Source organism: Streptomyces exfoliatus, assembly GCF_000725545.1.
In the GTDB taxonomy this organism is placed as follows: domain Bacteria; phylum Actinomycetota; class Actinomycetes; order Streptomycetales; family Streptomycetaceae; genus Streptomyces; species Streptomyces exfoliatus.
Map to the genome: position 1 here is coordinate 291,268 of NZ_JNZP01000012.1, position 19,626 is coordinate 310,893.

Here is a 19,626-nt window from a genome sequence, read left to right on the forward strand (position 1 = left end):
GGTCCGCTTGCCGGGAATCGGATCGCCATCAACGGGGTTGGTGGGGGGTGAGCCGTTATTGGAGGGCCATGAGAGCGATACAGGTGTACGAAGTGGGCGGTCCCGAGGTGCTGCAGGAGGCCGAGGTGGATCAGCCGCGGCCGGGTCCGGGCGAGGCGATCGTGGAGGTCGCCGCATCCGGGGTCAACTTCCTCGACGTCTACCACCGCGAAGGCCGGTACAGCCTCCCGCTGCCCTTCACCCCGGGCGCTGAGGGCGCCGGCACGGTCGTCGAAGTCGGACCCGGCGTCGCTGACGTCGCAGTCGGGGACCGGGTCGGTTGGGTGGAGATTCCCGGCACGTACGCCGAGCGGGCCGTCGTGGACTCCTCCCGGCTGGTGCCGCTGCCCGACGACATCGGCTTCGAGACAGCCGCCGCCGTGCTCCTCCAAGGCATGACCGCGCACTATCTCGTCAAGGACGCCTACCCGGTTCAGGGGGGCGACACGGTGCTCGTGCATGCGGCTGCCGGTGGCATGGGGCTGCTTTTGACCCAGCTCATCGCCCATCTCGGCGGCAGGGTGATCGGCACGACGTCCACCACGGCGAAGGCCGAGCTGGCGAAGCGTGCCGGGGCCGCTGAGGTGATCCTTTCCTCCGCAGTCGACGATCTCGCAGCCGAGGTGAGGCGGCTCAACGGCGGTCAGGGACTGCCGGTTGTCTTCGACGGCGTCGGCGCGCACACCTTCGACGCGAGCCTCGCCAGCCTGCGAGCCCGCGGCCATCTCGTGCTCTTCGGCGCGGCAAGCGGTGCCGTGCCGCCGTTTGATCCGATTCGGCTCGCCCATGGCGGTTCGCTGACCCTGATCCGGCCCAGCCTCGGGGACTTCATCGCCGATCGGTCCGAACTGCTCCGACGGGCCGCCGATGTGTTCGAGTGGGTGCGCTCCAAGGCGCTTGAGGTCACCGTAACGGGCCGCTACGCATTGTCCGACGCCGCCCGGGCCCACAGCGATCTGGAGGCTCGGCGTACCACCGGCAAGCTGCTCGTCGTACCCGATGCGGCCGCTATTGGGCACCGCGAGGAGACGCAGAGCTGATCGCGGGTGACGAGGTCGGGGATCTTGGAGACTGAGATGTCGAGGGCATGACCGACCGTCATCGCCAAGACCCCGACAGCGTCAGGCACTCAGCAGGCCAAGATCAAGTTCTGGCGGGTTTCTGGCGTATCTGGGTCCCGCTCCTTCAAGATCCCTCAGCCGAGACCTGGCTCACCCGTCCACAACCTCCCGGGACAGGGCGACCGTCCTGCCGGGACAGGGGAGGCCCCGCTCAGCCGGGAGGGGGAGATCCTCACGACCTCGATGAGCACGGTGGCGGCAACGGCTTCGGCGGGAAGCTGCCTGTGTGCAGTCCGCCCCGCTGTCGATCACGGTCGCTCCCGGCGCCCCGCGCAGCTGCTCCGGCGGTTGTCTCAGTCGTCCGCCGCAACGAGGAGTGTGATCTGCCCTGCGGAGCGGTCGATGAGCACGAACTCGAGGAAGTCTCCGTGCACACCGCCCCAGTCGTGGATCGCCTCATCGCCGAACTCGCTCAGGTGGTAGATGCGCTCAGCCGCAGTCAGGAGGTCGAAGACCTCCCGCCGCAGATCCGTCGCGAGACCTGCGGGCGCGACCTCGAACCGGTCGCCCGCTCCCAAGGGAACCGGCTTTCCAGGCTCCGAGACCGGCGGTCAGATCCTCGACGAGCTGTTCGGGACCTTCGTCGGCCGTCACGGTGGCGTCGGCGCCGAGCTTCCGTGCCGTGGCGAGCCGGGACGCGACGAGGTCGACGGCGATGATCCTGCCGGGACTGTAGAGCCGCGCGGTGGCGACGGCGGCGAGGCCGACGGGACCCGCGCCGACCACGACGACGGCGTCGCCCGGCCTGACCCCGCCGTTCAGGACGCCCACCTCGTAGGCCGTGGGGAAGATGTCCGTGAGAAGCACGGCGTCGAAGCTGTCGACCGCGTTCGGCAGCGGGTGCGCGGACAGGTCCGCGAACGGCACCCGGACGTACTCCGCCTGTGTGCAGTCGACGAGGTGCCCGAGGATCCAGCCGCCCCCGCCGCGGCACTGGCCATTGCGGGCCTCGCGGCAGAAGCCGCAGCGGCCGCAGGCGGTGATGCAGGAGATGAGGACGCGGTCGCCGGGCCGTATCGTGCGCACGTCCCGGCCGGTCTCCACGACCGTGCCCACGGCCTCGTGGCCGAGCACGCGACCGGGTGTCACCTCCGGCACGTCCCCCTCAGGATGTGCGGGTCCGTGCCACACACGGTGACGACGTCGACTCGCACGATCGCGTCCCCGGGGTCCTCGACGGCCGGATCGGGTACGTCGCGCCAGGCGATCTCTCCCGGCCCCTGGAAGGGGGCTGCCTTCATGGCTCCCACCCACTTCCTGTCGACGCCGCGGATGTCCTCCTCCTGCCGCGGATGTCCTCCTCGTCCAGGCTGGGCCGTCGCGCCACGGCCAGGCATGTGCCGAGGCCGTCGCGCGCGGTCTCTTCCAGGGTTTCGTGAACCTGCGGCGACGCAACCGGGAGCGGCCCACCCGTCATGCGACGGCCCCAGGGCCCTTGGGTCCCTGGTGTGCCGCGCGCGGCCCTGGCCAAGGCTTGCCCGCGACGTCGAGGGCGTGGTGGTCGTGCGGTGCGAACCAACCGCCGCACAGAACCAGGCACGTCACCCGGTCCCCGTGCGGGCCGCTCGACGGCGGCGCATGCTCGAAGCATGTCCGAGGTGACCACCACCGATCTGTACGAGGTCACGATGGCGCTCTCGTACCTGCGCGAGGACATGCGGGCGCCGGCCACCTTCAGCCTGTCCGTGCGCGACCTGCCGCCGGGCCGCGGGTTCCTCGTCGCCGCCGGGCTCGAACCGGCCCTCGACCACCTGTCCCGTTTCCGGGTGGGCCGCACCGACGTCGAGGAGTTCGCCGAGGTGCTGCGCCGCCCCGTGGAGGACCTCGCACCGCTGCACGGCCTCTCCTTCGACGGGCAGGTCCGCGCCGTGCCCGAAGGGCGCCTCGTCCTCGCCGGTGAGCCGCTCCTGGAGGTCACCGCGCCGCTGCCGCAGGCGCAGCTCGTGGAGACGTACCTGCTGGCCCTGCTCTCCCACCAGACAGCGGTCGCCTCCAAGGCGGCCCGGTGTGTCCTCGCCGCCGCCGGGCGGCCCCTGGTGGACTTCTCGCTGCGGCGCGCGCACGGGCCCGAGGCGGGCATGCAGGCTGCGCGCCTGTGCGCCCTGGTCGGATTCGCCGGCACCAGCAACGTCGCCGCCGCACGCCGGTACGGCATCCCGGCCGCCGGCACGATGGCCCACTCGTACGTCGAGGCCTTCGCCTCGGAGGAACAGGCCTTCCGCGCCTTCGCCCGTACCCACCCCGGGCCCGTGACCCTGCTCGTCGACACGTACGACACGGAGCGGGGCGTGGCGACGGCCGCGCGCGTCCTCAAGGACCTGGGCCTCGGTCCCGGGTGCGGGATCCGCCTCGACAGCGGCGACCTCGGCGAACAGGCACGCCGGGCCCGTACCGCGCTCGACGCGGCCGGGCTCGCGGACGTCCGGATCATCGCGAGCGGGGGTCTGGACGAGTACGCCGTCGACCGGCTCGTACGCGAGGGGGCGCCGATCGACGCGTACGCCGTGGGCAGCAAGGTCGGTACGGCCGCCGACGCCCCGTATCTGGACGCGGCGTACAAACTGGTCGAGTACGCGCGGCGGCCCGTCATGAAGCTCTCGTCGGGGAAGGTGACGGCTCCGGGCCCGAAGCAGGTGTTCCGCGGTCCCGGTCTGCGGGACGTGATCGGCCTGGCGAACGAGGAACCGCCGGACGGTACGGAGCCGCTGCTGCGGACGGTGATGCGCGGCGGCCTGCGCACGGAGCCGCCCGACACCCCTGCGGCCGCCCGCGCCCGCTTCGAGACGGATCTCGCCGCCCTGCCGGACGAGGCCCGGCGTATCGAGCACCCCGTGGCCCCCGCACCCACGGCCTCCACCCGCCTGACGGCCCTGACGGCCGTCGTCCGCCACCGGATCGAGTCGCGTACGGGCACGTCCGGCAGAAGTACGTACGCGTGACGTGTGGCGCGTCGAGTGTCGAGCGTCGGGCGATCGGCGAGGCCCCGGGGCCCGACGGTGCGCCGCTCGGCGCGTGACTCCGAGTCCTTAGGCTGCGTGCCATGGCGCGATTCGATGAGGTCATGGCGACGTTCTGGGATGACGGGGACTACGGCGTCCAACAACCCCTCACGGACGAGATGGTCCGGGAGGCCGAGCGCGCGCTCGGCGTGACACTGCCCTCGGGCCTGCTCGCCCTTCTACGGATCCGGAACGGCGGCATCGTGGCTGGTGATCACGATGCGTTCCCCACCAGCGGACCGACCTCGTGGAGCGAAGACCACGTTCCCTTCGACACGCTGATGGGCATCGGGCGACGCCACGGGACGACCTCGTTGCTCGACACCCCCTACCTGGTCAGGGAGTGGGGCATGCCGGCACCACTTGTGCTGCTCTCCGGCGACGGACACTGCTGGATCGCGCTGGACTACCGCACCTGTGGGCGGGATGGCGAGCCCTCGGTCACGTGGTTCGAGACCGACCTCGCCAGGGAACTCGTCCTGGCGCGTGACTTCCGCTCGTTCGTCGAGGGCCTGACCGCGGGAACCACGTACGGGGACGGCTCTGCCGGCGGTCCCGTACCGGCTTGAAGAGCCGGACATCATGACGGGGTGGCCGACCTGGCGAGTGCCCGACCCTTCGGGTGTGGCCGGCTGACGAGGTGTTGGTGATCTTCCGTTTCCATGCCGCTGACGAAGTCGACTTCGATGTCGACCTGAGGGAGTTGCAGGGCCAGAACCGACTTGACGTGTTCTGCGGCTTCCTCCGGGAGATCGGGCACCGGTTGGGCAAGCCGGTGCTGATGTGCCCGGAAGGCGACCACGACCATCCCGTGCTCGGCTTCGACGTCACGGCCGATCGAGTCGTCCTCCTCGCAGATCCGCAGGTCAGGCGGTACCGCGGCGCCGGCCGCGCTACGAGGTCGTCCGACCGATGAGGTCGAGAAGTGGCGTTCCCGTGCCCTCACGTGGTCTTTCGCGTCATCCTGGACTGACGATTCTGAGGGGCCTGGAGAATGACACGTCATCTCGACGCCAAGACGGCGACAGCGGCAGCGGACGTCGAACACGGAGGGTCGTCGTGACCGACTTCGCCTCCGTCGGCGACGCGTACGCCGCGCATTCGCGGAGCGCGCGGGGTCGGCTCCGCCACGATCTCGTCGCCCGTCGTCTCCTCGCCGAACTCCCGGATCGTCCCGCACGGATCCTGGACGTCGGCTGCGGCAACGGCGAGATGACCCTGCGGCTCGCCGCGGCCGGTCATCACGTGACCGCGGTGGACCCGTCGGCCGACATGCTCGAGGCGGCGGCCCGCCGCCTCGACGCCCACCCCGAACTCAGACCGCTGGTCCGGTTCCGCGAGGCCGGCATCGCGACGCTCCCCGGCGGAGAGCAGTACGACGCGGTCTGCTGCCACGGCGTGCTGATGTACCTCGACGACTCCGCGGACGCGGTGGCCCGGCTGTCCCGACTCCTCGCGCCGGGTGGCCTGTTGAGTCTTCTGACGAAGAACCGTGCCGCGATCGGCGTTCGCGAGGCGCTGCGCGGTGACTACGCGGCGGCGCGTGACCTCATCGCACACGCCGCCGACACGAGCCTCGGTCATCTCGGGCTCCCGACCCGTGGCGACACCGCCGAGCTCCTCGACGGTCTCGCCCGCGACCACGGCCTCGTTCCGTTGTCGTGGCAGGGCATTCGCATCTTCCACGAGCACCTCACCGACGCCTGGGCTCCTGGCGAGGAGGAGTACGAGGCCGCGCTGCGGACCGAGTGGACCGCGTCCTGGATCGGTCCCTACCGGGACATGGGACGGCAGGTCCACACCCTGGCGCGCCGCGATCCGGCCGGGCCCGCCGGCCGCACCGGCTTGAGCGGCGGCGGGCGGCACGCCGTACCGATGGACGTGCATCTGATAGCCGTACGCGACGGGGAGCGCGGACCGGACGTGCTGCTGTCCCGGCGGGCCGGTGCCGTGTACGCCGCCGGGCACTGGCATTTTCCGTCCGGTCACGTCGACGGCCCCTTCGAGGACGTCGTCACCGCACTGGTGCGGGAGGCCCGGGAGGAGACGGGCCTGGTCGTGGATCCGGACGACGTGCGCGCCGCCGTCACGGTGCATCACCGGTCGCCGGCCGGTGGCGCCCGCGTCGGGTTCTTCTTCGAGGTACGCCGCTGGGCCGGGACGCCGAGGGTCATGGAGCCGGCGGTGTGCGACGGCATGGAGTGGTTTGCGCTCGACGCCCTGCCGGAGCCGATGGTGGCCTACTGCCGCGCCGGGCTCGACGCCTACCGGGCCGGCGCCCGCGTCGCGCTGCACTTCCAGGAGCCGGGGGACCCGATCGCTCACGACCCCGCGGTCCACCGGCTCCGTCTCCTTCCCGGACGCTGACCCCGCCGCCCGCTCTCCCCCTGTCGGCGGCGACGGCACGCCCTCACCTCCCGGCGGACGACCAGGTGTCGAGCAGCCCGGCGAGGGCCTTGCGCGCCCGGGCGGCCTCGTCGCCGTCGCCTCTCGCGGCCGGGGCGAGTTCGACGTGGAGGAACGTCGTTCCGGCGCGCTGCGCGGCCTGGCCCTGGACGTTGGTGGTTCCCTCCAGGGGGCACCGGTCGGCCCATCCCCTGCAGACGCGCAGGTCACGTCCTGCCATCAGGTCGGCCAGTGTCGCGGCCTCCGCGGGCGCCGTCTGCGCCGAGCCGGTGGAGAGGATGGCGTCGTAGGGACGGTCGGGGGTCTTCGCGAAGCCGTGCAGCTGTACTCCCGGCACGCCGCGCTTCTGCAGTTCCGTGACCATCACGTGGAACGCGCTGTCGGTGCGGTGGGCGACGTCCGCCGCGTCCCCTCGGCCCGCGGTGCGATGCGCGCCGGCGAGCACGAGCGCGCCGCCCGGTGTGTTCTCCAGGAGCCGGACTCCGAGGGATTCGGTGGCGCGGTCGGCGACCGGGTGCGGGACCTGCACGTTCCACCGGACGGCGGCGTCGGCGTGGACGTACAGCCGGCCCCATCGCTCCTCGGGGCCCGATCCGCGGGCGGCGACCTCGCGGTAGCGCCGGCCGGACGCGGTGTCCGTGAGCGTGGTCAGCCGGAAGCCGGCGACGGTGAGGTGTTCGTGCGCCTGTTCGAGGTCGCCGTCGAGGAGGTGTCCCACGCCACGGGCGAGCCGGTCCCGCCGCTCTTCGCCGGGGGGCGTGTACGGGTCGCGGGCCTCGGCCTGCTCGGCGTACCCGAGGATCCGGTCGTCGAGATCCACGAGCTCACGGGTGTGCGGACGCTCCGCTCCCGTCCCGTCGCTCGGCGTGGCCTGACACGAGATCAGAATCGGAGCGATCATGACAAGGGTCAGAAGGTAAAGAAAAAGTGATGATCTCGTGACGCCCAGCGGATAGTCGATCTTGGGACGCGTGTGAAGATCGGCCGGTGACATTCTGCGATTCTCTCCCCATCGGCCGTGCACTGGCAGTGACGGCGGCTCTTGCCGTGCTCGTCACCGGCTGTGCGTCGACCCCGACGGAGTCGCGGACCAAGCCGGGCGGACGGGCGTTCACCGTCGCCGCCGCCGGAGATGTTCTCATCCATCCCGAGCTGGTCGAGCAGGCCGCCGAGGACGCGGAGCGGTCGGGCAAGGGTAGCGCCGGACTGGACTTCGGCCCGCTGATGGCCGGCGTGCAGCCCGTGATCAGCCGGGCCGATCTGGCCATCTGCCACATGGAGACGCCCGTGGGGACGCCCCGCGGGCCCTTCCAGGGATATCCGGAGTTCCTGGTGCCGCCGCAGATCCTCACCACGTTGAAGGACGTGGGCTACGACACCTGCTCGACCGCCTCGAACCACACCTACGACCACGGACTGAAGGCCGTCCGGCGCACCCTGGACACCATGGACCGGGTGGGGCTCGGTCACGCCGGCTCCGCGCGCACCCCCGAGGAAGCGGAGAAGATCAACATCCGTGACGTCAGGGGCGTCAAGGTCGCGCACCTCTCCTACTCGTGGGAGTCCTTCCTGAATCCCACGCCCCAGAAGGAGCGCTGGGCTTTCAACCGGATCGGCACGGACGAGATCAAGAAGGCCGAGGCCCGGGCCCGCGAGCAGGGCGCCGAGGTGGTGATCCTCTCGGTCCACTGGGGCCTGGAGCACTACAACGAGCCGAGCCTGCCGCAGCTGCAGCTGGCCGAGCGGATCACCGGGGAGACCGGGATCGATCTCGTCATCGGTCACCACGCGCACGTGGTGCAGCCGATCCAGAAGCTGAACGGCACCTGGGTCGCCTTCGGCCTCGGCAACCAGGTGGCCCGGCACTCCTCGCCCTCGGGGCTCACCGAGGAGGGGGCGCTCGGCTGGTTCGAGTTCCGGGAGACGGAGTCCGGGTGGGCGGTCGACGCCCGCTACCGCACCACGCTGGTCGACATCCCTCCGGAGGTCGAACCCGGTGAGAAGCCGCCCACGGGCGCCGTCGAGGACCACCGGCTCGTCGATGTGAGGCGGGTGCTCGACGAACCGGGCGACCTGCCCGAGGAGCGGCTCGACCGCTACCGCCTCGCCGAGGAGCGGACTCGCGGGTTCCTTTTCAACCGGGGAGCGCCGGGGGGCGACGGTCTGGCCGAGCTCTCCCTGAAGGACTGAGCCGGTACCGAGCCCGTTTCATGCGTTCGCGGCCCCGGGCGCCCGGCGCCCGCCCCCGTGGCGGTCCCTCCGTGCGCGGCGCCGCAGGAATGCGGCGCCGTAGGAATCAGGAAAGAGCAGCAGTGACATCGAGTAAGGCCGCCAACGCCGCGTACTCCGTGCGCGGAGGGCGGCGACGCAGCCGCCGGCGCGCGGACATGCCGCTCCTCGGCGGCATCCGTCCGCCCATCGCGGCCCTGTGCGTGCTGATCCTCGCCCTGGCCGGGCTGACGGCCAAGGTGCTCGGACCCGGCAAGGAGGCGGTCGCGCCGAAGGCGGTGCTCTCCTCGCAGCAGTACTTCGCCGAGGACGGCGCCATCGCCCTGCGCGCCTCGATCGACGAGCGGGTCACTGACCTGGAACGCACCACGGCGGCGCTGAGCGCGGGCCGTCCGGTGAAGGCCGAGCGGATCCTGTCGGACCTGGGCCGGACGTACCAGAAGTGGACCGGCACCACCGTCCTGGACCTGGAGAGCGGGGAGGTGCTCGCCGCTCGGGGAGAAACGATTCCTCTCGCCTGGCTGGACGAGGACGTCCTCACCGGTGAGCACGCTCTCACGCCCCGCATGGTGCGGCTCGAGGCCGGCGACGTACGTCTGATGACGATGGCGGTCCTGGACTGGAAGGACCGGCCGCAGCAGCTCCTGATCGCGTCGAGCAGCCTGTCCGTCCCCGCCATCAACCTCGGCCCGTTCCGCAGCATGGCGGTCGTCGCCGAGAACGGCGAAGTCCTCGCCACGGCCGGCTTCGAGCAGGCCGAAGCGCTCAACTCCGACCAGGAGCGCCAGGAGCTGGCGTTCCTCCGCAAGCAGATGGGCCGGCTGGCCGACCAGGCCGCCGTGCGGACCGAGCAGCATCCCGTACGCGCCAAGGAACCCGGCTCACGGGGCTACCCCGGCGTCAGCGGCAGCCTCGTCGGCGGCGAGTACAACGGCCGCGTGGCCACCGCCGGATACGCCTCGCTCTCCTCCGCCGACCCCGAGGAGAAGCGGAGCCCGGCCGCCGGGCTCGGGCTGACGGTCGTCGCCCTGATGCCCGTGGTGCAGCAGCAGGCCACCGACCAGGGGCGCGAGCTCTTCGGTCTCGCGGCGGCCGGTGTCCTCGTCCTGCTCGGGCTGCTCGCGGCGACCGTCCTGTGGGCCACCGTCCAGCGGCCGCTGCTGCGGCTCTTCCTGGAATCGCGCCGCCTCGCCCGAGGCGATCTCACCCGGCCCGTCACCGTGCCCCGCTGGGGCGAGGCCGCCCGGATCGGCGCCGCCCTCGAACGCCTGCGCGGGCAGCTCGGCGGCGAGCCCACGGCCTCCGGTGACGCTCCGCGCCGCGGGATCCGGATCGGCGGCCGCGGTCCGCTCGTGCTGACGGCCGGTCTGCTGCTCGTGTGGTGCGTGCCCGTCGGACTTCTCCTCAACCGTACGGACGGGTCGGTGAGCGTGCCGACCACCATGGTCAACGACCAGCGGGACCGCACGGACCTCATCACCGACCGCCTGCGCAGGGCGCTCAACGAGGCGCAGGCCGACCTCGTCTCCACGTCCCGCCTGATCGGTGCGGAGGACGGCGACGCGGCCGGCCGCCTCCTTGAGGACACCCTGGCCAAGCACCCCCGCTACCAGGCCCTCTACGTCGTCGACGCGGACGGCCGGGTCACCGCCCGCGCGGGCGGTGACCCCCACGCCTGGGCCCGCGGCGAGGACCTGCCGCTGGTCCGGGTGTCCGGGCACGGCGGCAAGGAGCCGGTCGTCCAGGCCGGCGCTCCCGTACCGGAGGGCGAGGGCGGCACCCTGGTCGGCGAGATCCGGGTGGAGTTCCTCAACTCGCTGCTTGCCCGGCCCGGCCTCGGAGAGGTCCGCGTGGTGGACTCCGCAGGCCTGACCATCGCCGCCAGCGACGGGTTCCTGGCGTTCGAGAAACTGCCCCGCGACAGCCTCACCGGCCTCGTCCGGGCCGCCGGCGTACGGGTCGGTGCCGGCCCCGTCGAGAACGGCCTGCTCATCCGGGAGGGCAGCGGTGTCACCGTCGCCGCGGCGGCCCCGTTCTCCGGCGGCGGCGTCACCGCCGACATCGGCTGGACCGTCGTCAGCTGGCAGGACGCCGCGCGTTTCCAGATCGCCCCGTACGAGCGCGAGGACCGCAGCGTACTCGCCGGGATGCTCGGGCTCGCCGCCATCATCTTCTGCCTCGGCTGGGTCTACCTGGTGGTCGTACGACCGCTGCGGGCCCTCGCCACCAGCGCGGAGAAGCTCGCCGACGGCGACCTCAAGACCGTGCTGTACCCCCGATACCAGGACGAGGTGGGCGCCGTCGTCCGCAGCCTCGAACTGCTGCGCCAGCAGGCGCAGGCCCACAGACACAACCAGGCGCGCCGGTCCGCTGAGCCGCGGCCGCACGCCGGCGGAAGGTGACAAGGCCGTGCTCTACCTCTACTTCGTGCTGCTGATCGGCGGGGTGTTCCTGCTGGTCGCGGGCATCGTGGAACAGCGCAGGCACTACGCCGCCCTCCACACCGTCCCCACCCGGGTGCTCGTCAACGGCATCCGGGGCAAGTCCTCCATCACCCGGCTGTGCGCGGGAGCCCTACGCGGCGGTGGTCTCGTCACCGTCGCCAAGACGACGGGCACGGCAGCGCGCTTCATCCATCCCGACGCGACCGAGGAACCGGTCTACCGGAAGTTCGGCATCGCCAACGTGGTGGAGCAGATCGCCATCGTGCGGCGGGCCGCTTCGTACCGGCCCCACGCGCTCGTCATCGAGTGCATGGCCGTCATGCCCGCGCTGCAGGAGGTCAACCAGAGCAAGCTGATCCGCTCCACCATCGGCGTCCTGTGCAACGTCCGCGAGGACCACCTCGCCGAGATGGGCCCGACCCTGGACGACGTGGCCCGGTCGCTGTGCCGCTCGATGCCGGAGAACGGCATCTGTGTCACGGCGGAGAAGGAGCGGTTCCACATCCTTCAGGAGGAGGCGGACGCGCGGAACTGCCGGCTCGTGTACGCGGACCCCGAGACGGTCACCGACGACGAGCTGCGCGGCTTCAGCTGGTTCACCTTCAAGGAGAACGTCGCGATCGCCCTGACCGTCGCGGAGCTGGTCGGCGTCGAGCGGCAGGTCGCCCTCCAGGGCATGTACGACGCGCCGCCGGACCCCGGTGTCCTCTCCGTGGAACGCTATGTGGCGCCCGGGAACAGGCGCCTCGCCTTCGCGAACGTCTTCGCCGCGAACGACCCCGAGTCGACGCTGATGAACGTGAACCAGCTGCTCGACCTCGGCGCCGTCAGCCGTCCGCTGAACGTCGTGATCAACTGCCGGCCCGACCGCGTCGAACGCAACGGGCAGATGGGCGAGATCATCCCCGACCTGCGGCCCGACAACGTCTTCGTCATCGGGCACCCCGCGAAGAGCGCCATCGACGCCATTCCGGCGCCCTGGCGGGACCGGGCGGTCGACCTGGGAGGCGAGCGGCGCGCGGCCGAGGAGTTCATGCCGGCCATGCTCGATCGGATGCCCGACGGCTCCTCGCTCGTCGCCATCGGCAACATCCACGGCCAGGGCGAGGAACTGCTCGAGTACCTCGCGGAACTCCCGGCGGACGAGAGCGGAGCCGAGGCGGGGGCCGGAGCGGAGGAGGCCTCCGACGCCGACCCTGGACACGGGACGGGGCACGGCCCTGTCGCCGCCTCCGCCGTCACGGCGCAGCCGATGCATCTGGACCCGTACGCCTCGTACCCCGCGGCCTACGAGGAGCGGTACCAGGTCGCCCAGACCCAGGAGATCCCCCTCGTACGGATCCCCGCCCAGTCGGCCGGCACACCTCCGCCGCCCGGCGGCCAGGAGTCCTTCGGCTGGTTCCGGCAGCCGGTACAGGAGGGCGACCGGCGGACTCCGCCCGCCTGACCCCGCCCCTGCCGACCGTCCCTCCCTCACCACCCGTACACGCGCCCGGAGCCCCCGTTGACCACCGCCGCCCTGACTCCCGAGATGGCCGCCCTGGGCATCGCCATCGGCCTGTTCTTCTCGCTGCTGTGCTACCTCACCACCAACCTCTCGCCAGGCGGGATGATCACACCGGGCTGGCTCGCCCTCACCCTCATCGAGGACCTGCAGCGGGCGGCCATGGTCGTGGGTGTCACCGCCCTCACCTACGCGGGCACCAAGGTGATGCAGCGGCTCGTGATCCTCTACGGCAAGCGGCTCTTCGCCGCGGTCGTCCTCCTCGGGGTCCTGCTCCAGGCCACGGTGATGATCGTGCTCTCACTGGAGTTCCCGCTGCTGTACGGCAACCAGACCCTCGGCTTCATCGTCCCCGGCCTGATCGCCTACCAGCTGGTCCGCCAGCCCAAGGGGCCCACCCTGCTGGCCACGGCCTCGGTGTCGCTCCTTGCCTACATCGTCGTCGCCGCCGGCCTGCTGCTCGGCGTCATGCCCGCCGTCTGAGAATCGGGGAACAACCATGGCAGGGAAGAAGAAGTCGCGCCCGCTGCTCGCGGGCCTCGTGGTCCTCGGACTCGTCGCGACCTCGGGTTACCTCACCCTGGAACTGCGCAAGCAGGAGGAACAGGGCGTCACCGAGGTGCGCAACGTCGGCGTGCTCAACGGGGCGGGGAAGCAGTCCGGCAAGCCCGCGGACGCGTCCGGTGACCGGTGGTCCCGGCTCGAGAGCCCGGCGCGCAGCGTGCTCCGCGGCGGCGACGGCCAGGTCAGGGCGGTTCTGACCGACGGCGCGCGCACAGCGAAGCTGACGGGCCCGGCCCGTACCTTCGCCGAGCCGGCCTCCACCGCGTCCAAGGTCTCCACCACGGACTGGGTCCGGCTCATGCCCGAGCCCTGGACCAAGGGCGCGGAGAAGCAGAAGTGGTTCAAGGACTGGTACGCGCGGTACGCGGGGAGCGAGGAGGACGACCTCTTCGCGTTCGCCTTCCAGTACGTGGCGGGGGCGCCGCAGCGGAAGGACGGGCAGGGCGTCTCCTACGCGGGCGACGCGAACTTCGGGCCGCTGAACACCGCCGGAGCCGAGGGCGGCGACCTCCGCCTCGAACAGTCCGACTTCTACGACTACCTCGGCACGCCCTACCCGTTCAGGGACGGCTCCGTCGGGACGCCGGAAGCTCTCCGCGCCCGGTCCCTGGACTGCTCCGGCTACATCCGCATGGTCCTGGGCTACCGCGCGCGCTACCCGCTGATGTCCTCGGACAAGACCGGTGACGGTCTGCCCCGCACGGCCAACGGCATGGCCCGCTCGCGGGAGGGCGTGGACGTGCTGCCGCTGGCCGGCGTCGCGGCGGGGAACCGTCCGACCGCCATCGACCAGCTGCAGCCCGGTGACCTGGTCTTCTTCAAGCTCGACGCGCGCACCGGGCAGCGGCTCGACCACGTCGGCATGGTGCTCGGGCACGACACCGAGGGCCATCTGATCTTCGTGTCGAGCCGCGAGGAGGTCAACGGCCCGACCATCGGGGACGTCGGCGGGGTCTCCCGGCTCGACGGCAACGGCTACTACGCCAAGACCCTGCGCAGCGCCAAGCGCCTGTGAGGGCGGCCGGTCACGGCCGTGGTCCTCTGGCCGGTCAGGCTGCCTCGTACTCGTGCGCCCGGCCGCCCCGCCACGCCACCCAGCCCGGGTCGTCGAGGAGGGCTTCGGCCTCCGGGAGACCGGCGCGCCGGAGGAACTCGATCACGTCCTCGTCACTGTGCGCGAGGCCCAGGATGGCCCCGCGTGCGGTGACGCGCCGGCCGCCCGTGGGAGAGGGCCGGTGGACGACTATCGGGACGTTGTCCATGTGTCCAGGATGCACCGGGCCAAGTCGTGAGGCCAGGAAGGGTGCGACGACGGGACCGCGGGCAGCGCGACATGACGACCTGGCGTCGCGGCCCGGCGCCGACCACGAGACACGGTGGGGACCGGGGGTCGGTCAATTCGGTGTACGGCGGTCGAGGGGAGCAGTAGAGTCCCGCCGAAACTTGCTGCAAGAATTTGCACAGCCGAGAGGGCCCCACCATGCCAGGCTTCGCCCCGCCCGTCGCCGATGAGCGCACGGCACTGACCGCCTACCTCGCCCACCAGCGGCGCGCGCTGCGCGTCACCGCCTACGGCCTGACCGAGGAACAGGCCCGCCTGACGCCGTCCGCGAGCGAGTTGAGCATCGGAGGACTGATCAAGCACGCCGCACGGTGCGAGGCCTTCTGGACCGACCTCATCCTTCAGCGGCCGCGCGGGGTGCAACGGTCGGCCGACGAGTCGGACGCCGACGAGTTCACGCTCGCCCCGGACGAGACCCTGGCCGGCGCCCTGGCCGCGCACGCGGCGGCAGCCGAGCGCACGGACGCGGTGATCGCCGGCATTCCGGACCTCGGCCGGGCGGTTCCGGTGCCGCAGGGACTTCCCTGGTTCCCCGCCGAGGTGCGGGAGTGGTCGGTGCGCTGGGTGCTGTTGCACCTGATCGAGGAGACGGCGCGGCACGGCGGGCACGCCGACGTCATCCGCGAGAGCATCGACGGCGCGACCCTCTTCCCGCTGCTCGCCACGGCCGAGCGGTGGCCGGACCCGTGGTTCCAGCCGTGGAACCCGCGCCCCTGAGTGGAGACGGAAGCCGCACCCGCTCCAGCCCCAACGTGCAAGTTCTTCCTGAAACTTGTCGCAAGATCTTGCCGACCGAGATCGCCGACTGCTTGACTCACCTGCGATCCGCGGTAGTTGAAGCACCTGCACGCGAGAGGAACAGCCATGAGCAGCGACTACGACGTCCTCGTCCTGGGAGGGTCGGGCGTCGACACGATCGTCTACGTACCCGAACTCCCCCTCCCCTACGCCGACAGCTACATGATCCGACCGGGCATCGAGACCCGGGCGGGCCAGACCGGGGACTTCGTGGCGCTCGGCCTCAGCACGCTGGGCCTGCGCACCCACCACGTCGACATGATCGGTGACGACCCGTCGGGTGATCTCCTCCGCGCGTTCCACCGCGACCGGGGCATCGACTTCACCGAGGTCCCGCTCCCCGGCGGTACCAAGCGGGCCGTCAACCTCGTCAGCCCGGACGGCCGCAGGCTGTCGCTGTACGACGACAGCCGCTCGCAGGAGTCCGACCGCCTCCCCGAGGACCTGATCCGGAAGCTGGCCGAGGCCAGCCGCCACGCGCACGTCTCCATCACCTATCCCTGTGCCTTCACCCTGCCCCTCCTGCGCGAGGCCGGCCTCACCGTCTCCACGGACCTGCACAACTGGGACGGCGAGAACCCGTACCACGAGGCCTTCGCCTACGGCGCCGACATCGTCTTCGTCTCCACCACCGCCCTGCCGGACCCGGAGCGGACCATGCGCCGGATCCTGGAGCGGGGTCGGGCCGAGGTCGTCGTCGCCACCGCGGGGGCCGAGGGCTCCTATCTGCTCACCGCCGACGACGGCCTCGTCCACATCCCCGCCGTCGCCCCGCGCGCACCCGTCGTGGACTCCAACGGCGCGGGCGACGCCTACGCCTCCGGCTTCCTCTTCGCCCACCTCGCGGGCGAGGACCCGCGACGGTGCGCCCTCCACGGGGCCGTCGCCGGGGCCTACGCCTGCACCGTGCCCGCCACCGGGAGCGACGCCATCGACCGCGCCGCCCTGATCGACGAGGTCGCCGCGCTCACCGGCTCCCGGTCCGCCGCGAAGGACGCCGAGTGACCGCCGGCTCCTAACACGTCGTCGTTTTGGGCGGAGGAGTGGCCGGCTCCGAAATCGCCCGCCGGCTCGTCGCCGAGGGCCATGAGGTGACGCTCGGCTCACGAGGACGCCCCACGGTCGCACCCGAGGACCACGGGGCGCGGTGGCAGGCCCTGGACGCCACGGACGCGAGCGCCTGCGACCGGGCGGTGGCGACGGTCGCGCCCCGCACGGTCGTCCTGGTCCACGGGCCGTCCGACGTCACGTGGTGCGAGGCGCATCCCGAGGAGGCGGCCGCGGCGCACCGGGCGGCGACGGCCCACTTCGCCGCGGTACCGGGCCTGGACCGCATCGTGATGATCTCGACGGACAACGTGTTCGACGGCAGGGGGGCCGAGAGCGTCGAGTCCACCCCGACCGCACCCGCCAACGCGTACGGGGTGGCGAAACGCGCCGCCGAGGAGGTGCTGCTGTCCCGGGCGGCCTCCCCGGCGACGGCCCTGCGCGTCAGCCTCGTCTACGGCCACGAGCCCGCGGGCGGCGAGAAGTGGCTGAACTTCTTCGCGTCCTGCGCCCACCGCCTGTCCCGGGGCGAACCGGTGGAGGCCCCGGCCGACCAGTGGACCACTCCGGTCCTCGTGGACGACGTCGCCACGGTGGTCGCCCGTCTCCTCGCGCACGAGGGCGACCTGCCGCCCGTGCTGCACCTGGGCGGCCCCGAGCGCGTCTCCCGTGCTGCACCTGGGCGGCCCCGAGCGCGTCTCCCGTGCGGCCTGGGCCCGCGAGATCGCCCGCGCCCTGGACGCGCCGACGGCCCTGGTGAACCCGGTCCCGAGGGCCGCCGGCCGCTACGCCTCCCGACCGCAGAACACGTGCCTGTCCAGCACGCTGCTCTCCAGCGTGCCCGGCATGGACACCGTCCCCCTTCAGGGCGTGGCGGCGGCAGCCGGGACCCTGGCACCCCTGTTCCTCCGCCACTGAGCCCCTACGAAGACCGAATCCCACTCGCCCCCGAAGAACGGCGTAAAGGATGGCTGAATTTACTGTTCACCTCAGCGGCCTCTACTCGTACTTCAACCGAAAAAATTCGATTTGCGCAAAGATGATGATTGTCATCCCGGGGCTCCGCCCCTATGATCATCCGGCGCTGCACATAAGTGCGCGCATCGCTTGATTTCACACCGGAGTCCTCGTGAAAAGAATATTGACCCGTGCCGCGACCGTCTCCGCGGCCGTCGTCACGATGAGCATGGTGCCGCTCGCCGGCACCTCGTTCGCGGCGACCTGCAGCGGTGCGGGCTGCGACAACCTCGGCCCGAGGGCCACGGGCTGCGAGACGGCGAGCGTCACCACGGTGCGGACCATCGACAACAACAGCCGCAAGGCCGAGCTGCGCTGGTCTGCGGGATGCAGCGCGGCCTGGGTCCGCGTGACGAACAACTCCTCGAACTCGGTCTTCAACTCGTACGGCTACATCGAGAAGTTCGACTCGGCCGGCAAGCTGATCCGCTCGCTCAGCGTCCGGGTCCCGGACACCACGGGCGGCTCGGACTGGTCGAACATGCTGGGCGGCGCCAGCTACTACTACCGCGTCTGCATCGCCTTTGTCGGCGACGAGTACCCGATGAAGTGCAGCACGAAGTTCTGAGACGCCGAATCGGGGGACGATGACCCGGACATTTTTCTCTGTTCATCAATTGTCCCCTAGTTCATGTTTCAGGCGAACCTTAGACCGTGTCTCACGTGGTGATCTTGGCGAGCTTCTTGTAGCAGGTCATGGCTGCAGCAAGGCCGAGGAAGGCGAGGAAGTGACTGCCCTTTCGTTCATAGCGGACGGTCAGGCGGCGGTATCCGAAGAGCCACGAGATCGATCTTTCGATCTTCCATCGGTGTCTCCCAAGACGTTCGGAGGACTCCACGCCCGGCCGAGCGATCCGCGGAGTGATGTTGCGTTCACGCAGCCACGCCAGGTTGCCGGCCGAGTGGTAAGCCTTGTCGGCCCGAACCTTTTCGGGGCGTCGCCGGCGAGGACCGCGGCGCGAGCGGACGGCCGGGATCCCAAGGACGAGCGGGCCAAGCGCTTGGACGTCGTTGACGTTCGCAGCGGACACCCCGACGACCATGGGCAGCCCCTGCGCGTCGGTCAGAACGTGCAGTTTGCTGCCCGCTTTGCCTCGGTCGACTGGATTTGGCCCCGCCAGCGAACCCCCCTTTTCGCGCGCACCGAGGCCGCGTCGACGATCACAGAACTCCAGTCGAGTCCGCTGCGGGCTCCGATCTCGTCCAGAATCACGCGGTGCAGGCTCCGCCATACTCCGGATGCGGTCCAGACGGAGAACCTCCGGTGAGCCGTCGCCGGCGACACTCCGAACGTCGGTGGCAGATACCGCCAGGCGCACCCGCTGGTCAACACGTACACGACGGCAGTGAACACGGCACGCTGGTCGACCGGCGCGGTGCCACCGCCCTGCGGGCGCGAGCGGAAGGACGGCAGCACCGGCTCGACCAATGCCCATAGGTCATCCGGCACGAGCCGCTGCGACAGATCCCCACCCATGGACGATCATGATGCCGCTGCCAGCCACCCGGCGACGGCCGGTGGAGCGTTGGGCTGGTTGCCCTCGCCACCTCAGAATGGGCGCATGGCTCCTCTCTCCATCGACCCGCGCTCGCTGAACGCCGACGAGCGCGCAGTGCTTGAACACATCCTGTCGGCGGAGTTCGATGGCGCGTCGCAACTGCGGAATCAGCTGGACCGCACCGAGGTGACCGCTGCCTGGGGACCCGACTCCGTGAGCGTCGATCTGCAGGTCCGGGAACCGTGCGAGCATGCGGCGCTGTCGACCGAGCTCGTTCCCGTGGACGCGCACGTCCATGACCCGTCCGGCGCCTACGTCGGCGAGATCCTCGTCTGGACGGACCGGGGAGCCACGCTCGCGGCCCTGGAGTTCGCCTGGGTCACCGACGAGATGCCCACGTCTCTCCCGACCGTCATGCACGGCCGGCTCAGCTGGCCGTCCTGACGGCTCCGCCCGCCCTCAGCCCCTATCCCCCGCAGGGGGCGAGATCACCACGTGAGACACGGTCTTAGGGAATGTGCGTTCATGTCAGCCGCATAGCAGTCCGACATTCCCAGGAAAGCGTCTCCGGCAGGATTCACGCGCCCACTCCTGACGACGCGGACGCCGGAAAACGG

General features: G+C 71.1%; 17 protein-coding genes and 3 pseudogenes. 16 read left to right on the plus strand and 4 right to left on the minus strand.

Annotated elements, in window-relative coordinates; translation table 11 throughout:
* The first annotated feature begins 68 nt into the window (after nucleotides 1–68).
* On the plus strand, nucleotides 69–1,079 hold the full coding sequence (locus IO20_RS0115460; RefSeq protein WP_030545608.1) for a quinone oxidoreductase family protein: 1,011 nt from the start codon (nucleotides 69–71) through the stop codon (nucleotides 1,077–1,079).
* A gap of 615 nt (nucleotides 1,080–1,694) precedes the next feature.
* On the opposite strand, the pseudogene IO20_RS36620 reads toward IO20_RS0115460, so the two are convergent.
* Nucleotides 1,695–2,401, minus strand: a pseudogene (locus tag IO20_RS36620) (alcohol dehydrogenase catalytic domain-containing protein); the annotation flags it as partial.
* A gap of 348 nt (nucleotides 2,402–2,749) precedes the next feature.
* On the opposite strand from IO20_RS36620, the gene IO20_RS0115475 reads away from it, so the two are divergent.
* From IO20_RS0115475 to IO20_RS41385, 4 genes and pseudogenes are all read left to right on the plus strand, one after another.
* On the plus strand, nucleotides 2,750–4,099 hold the full coding sequence (locus tag IO20_RS0115475; protein WP_037635521.1) for a nicotinate phosphoribosyltransferase: 1,350 nt from the start codon (nucleotides 2,750–2,752) through the stop codon (nucleotides 4,097–4,099).
* A 101-nt stretch (nucleotides 4,100–4,200) separates the two neighbouring features.
* Nucleotides 4,201–4,728, plus strand: a complete 528-nt coding sequence (locus IO20_RS0115480) for an SMI1/KNR4 family protein (RefSeq protein ID WP_051874212.1) — start codon at nucleotides 4,201–4,203, stop codon at nucleotides 4,726–4,728.
* Between the two features lie 35 nt (nucleotides 4,729–4,763).
* Nucleotides 4,764–5,075: pseudogene (locus IO20_RS0115485) on the plus strand (hypothetical protein); the annotation flags it as partial.
* Between the two features lie 143 nt (nucleotides 5,076–5,218).
* Nucleotides 5,219–6,526 (plus strand): methyltransferase domain-containing protein, encoded by a 1,308-nt coding sequence (locus IO20_RS41385; protein ID WP_245684956.1) that lies wholly within the window; start codon nucleotides 5,219–5,221, stop codon nucleotides 6,524–6,526.
* Between the two features lie 43 nt (nucleotides 6,527–6,569).
* Here IO20_RS41385 and IO20_RS0115500 read toward each other — a convergent pair whose 3' ends face one another.
* The gene (locus IO20_RS0115500; protein WP_245684957.1) at nucleotides 6,570–7,466 is read right to left on the minus strand and encodes a hypothetical protein; all 897 of its coding nucleotides are present in this window, start codon (nucleotides 7,464–7,466) and stop codon (nucleotides 6,570–6,572) included.
* A 122-nt stretch (nucleotides 7,467–7,588) separates the two neighbouring features.
* Between IO20_RS0115500 and IO20_RS0115505 the strand changes: the two genes are divergently transcribed.
* The 5 genes from IO20_RS0115505 (at nucleotide 7,589) to IO20_RS0115525 (ending at nucleotide 14,321) form a co-directional block, all read left to right on the plus strand.
* Nucleotides 7,589–8,755, plus strand: a complete 1,167-nt coding sequence (locus IO20_RS0115505; protein WP_397792352.1) for a CapA family protein — start codon at nucleotides 7,589–7,591, stop codon at nucleotides 8,753–8,755.
* Between the two features lie 197 nt (nucleotides 8,756–8,952).
* Nucleotides 8,953–11,196 carry a HAMP domain-containing protein gene (locus IO20_RS0115510; protein WP_030545621.1) on the plus strand — a complete coding sequence of 748 codons (2,244 nt, stop codon included), beginning with the start codon at nucleotides 8,953–8,955 and terminating at the stop codon, nucleotides 11,194–11,196.
* Nucleotides 11,197–11,203: 7 nt separating this feature from the next.
* Nucleotides 11,204–12,685, plus strand: coding sequence for a poly-gamma-glutamate synthase PgsB (gene pgsB / locus IO20_RS0115515; protein ID WP_030545623.1), 1,482 nt, complete (start codon nucleotides 11,204–11,206; stop codon nucleotides 12,683–12,685).
* Between the two features lie 57 nt (nucleotides 12,686–12,742).
* Nucleotides 12,743–13,225: a poly-gamma-glutamate biosynthesis protein PgsC/CapC gene (locus tag IO20_RS0115520; protein ID WP_030214927.1), complete on the plus strand. Its 483-nt coding sequence runs from the start codon at nucleotides 12,743–12,745 to the stop codon at nucleotides 13,223–13,225.
* A 16-nt stretch (nucleotides 13,226–13,241) separates the two neighbouring features.
* Complete coding sequence (locus IO20_RS0115525) at nucleotides 13,242–14,321, plus strand: C40 family peptidase (RefSeq protein WP_030545626.1); 1,080 nt, start codon at nucleotides 13,242–13,244, stop codon at nucleotides 14,319–14,321.
* Between the two features lie 34 nt (nucleotides 14,322–14,355).
* On the opposite strand, the gene IO20_RS0115530 is transcribed toward IO20_RS0115525, so the two are convergent.
* Complete coding sequence (locus IO20_RS0115530; protein WP_030545628.1) at nucleotides 14,356–14,568, minus strand: hypothetical protein; 213 nt, start codon at nucleotides 14,566–14,568, stop codon at nucleotides 14,356–14,358.
* A 218-nt stretch (nucleotides 14,569–14,786) separates the two neighbouring features.
* Between IO20_RS0115530 and IO20_RS0115535 the strand changes: the two genes are divergently transcribed.
* From IO20_RS0115535 to IO20_RS0115550, 5 genes and pseudogenes are all read left to right on the plus strand, one after another.
* The gene (locus tag IO20_RS0115535; protein WP_030545630.1) at nucleotides 14,787–15,365 is read left to right on the plus strand and encodes a DinB family protein; all 579 of its coding nucleotides are present in this window, start codon (nucleotides 14,787–14,789) and stop codon (nucleotides 15,363–15,365) included.
* A 147-nt stretch (nucleotides 15,366–15,512) separates the two neighbouring features.
* On the plus strand, nucleotides 15,513–16,451 hold the full coding sequence (locus tag IO20_RS0115540; RefSeq protein ID WP_030545632.1) for an adenosine kinase: 939 nt from the start codon (nucleotides 15,513–15,515) through the stop codon (nucleotides 16,449–16,451).
* Between the two features lie 26 nt (nucleotides 16,452–16,477).
* A pseudogene (locus tag IO20_RS42350) lies at nucleotides 16,478–17,107 on the plus strand (sugar nucleotide-binding protein); the annotation flags it as partial.
* Nucleotides 17,108–17,162: 55 nt separating this feature from the next.
* Nucleotides 17,163–17,411 (plus strand): sugar nucleotide-binding protein, encoded by a 249-nt coding sequence (locus tag IO20_RS41995; protein WP_051874213.1) that lies wholly within the window; start codon nucleotides 17,163–17,165, stop codon nucleotides 17,409–17,411.
* A gap of 211 nt (nucleotides 17,412–17,622) precedes the next feature.
* The gene (locus IO20_RS0115550) at nucleotides 17,623–18,078 is read left to right on the plus strand and encodes a DUF2690 domain-containing protein (protein ID WP_157850780.1); all 456 of its coding nucleotides are present in this window, start codon (nucleotides 17,623–17,625) and stop codon (nucleotides 18,076–18,078) included.
* A 91-nt stretch (nucleotides 18,079–18,169) separates the two neighbouring features.
* Here IO20_RS0115550 and IO20_RS39725 read toward each other — a convergent pair.
* Nucleotides 18,170–18,987, minus strand: a protein-coding gene (locus IO20_RS39725; protein ID WP_106978500.1) for an IS5 family transposase whose coding sequence is annotated in 2 segments (ribosomal slippage) — nucleotides 18,170–18,645 and nucleotides 18,645–18,987 — 819 coding nt in all. Because the reading frame shifts where the segments join, the coding sequence is not laid out codon by codon here.
* An 85-nt stretch (nucleotides 18,988–19,072) separates the two neighbouring features.
* Between IO20_RS39725 and IO20_RS0115560 the strand changes: the two genes are divergently transcribed.
* On the plus strand, nucleotides 19,073–19,453 hold the full coding sequence (locus tag IO20_RS0115560; RefSeq protein ID WP_051716223.1) for a hypothetical protein: 381 nt from the start codon (nucleotides 19,073–19,075) through the stop codon (nucleotides 19,451–19,453).
* Nucleotides 19,454–19,626 lie beyond the last annotated feature (173 nt).

What these genes read in the sequence shown, in the direction of transcription:
- IO20_RS0115460 (WP_030545608.1), top strand. Translation starts at nt 69, where the DNA reads ATGAGAGCGATACAGGTGTACGAAGTGGGCGGTCCCGAGGTGCTGCAG.
- IO20_RS0115475 (WP_037635521.1), top strand. Translation starts at nt 2,750, where the DNA reads ATGTCCGAGGTGACCACCACCGATCTGTACGAGGTCACGATGGCGCTC.
- IO20_RS0115480 (WP_051874212.1), top strand. Translation starts at nt 4,201, where the DNA reads ATGGCGCGATTCGATGAGGTCATGGCGACGTTCTGGGATGACGGGGAC.
- IO20_RS0115500 (WP_245684957.1), bottom strand. Translation starts at nt 7,466, where the DNA reads ATGATCGCTCCGATTCTGATCTCGTGTCAGGCCACGCCGAGCGACGGG.
- IO20_RS0115510 (WP_030545621.1), top strand. Translation starts at nt 8,953, where the DNA reads ATGCCGCTCCTCGGCGGCATCCGTCCGCCCATCGCGGCCCTGTGCGTG.
- IO20_RS0115525 (WP_030545626.1), top strand. Translation starts at nt 13,242, where the DNA reads ATGGCAGGGAAGAAGAAGTCGCGCCCGCTGCTCGCGGGCCTCGTGGTC.
- IO20_RS0115530 (WP_030545628.1), bottom strand. Translation starts at nt 14,568, where the DNA reads ATGGACAACGTCCCGATAGTCGTCCACCGGCCCTCTCCCACGGGCGGC.
- IO20_RS0115535 (WP_030545630.1), top strand. Translation starts at nt 14,787, where the DNA reads ATGCCAGGCTTCGCCCCGCCCGTCGCCGATGAGCGCACGGCACTGACC.
- IO20_RS0115540 (WP_030545632.1), top strand. Translation starts at nt 15,513, where the DNA reads ATGAGCAGCGACTACGACGTCCTCGTCCTGGGAGGGTCGGGCGTCGAC.
- IO20_RS0115560 (WP_051716223.1), top strand. Translation starts at nt 19,073, where the DNA reads ATGGCTCCTCTCTCCATCGACCCGCGCTCGCTGAACGCCGACGAGCGC.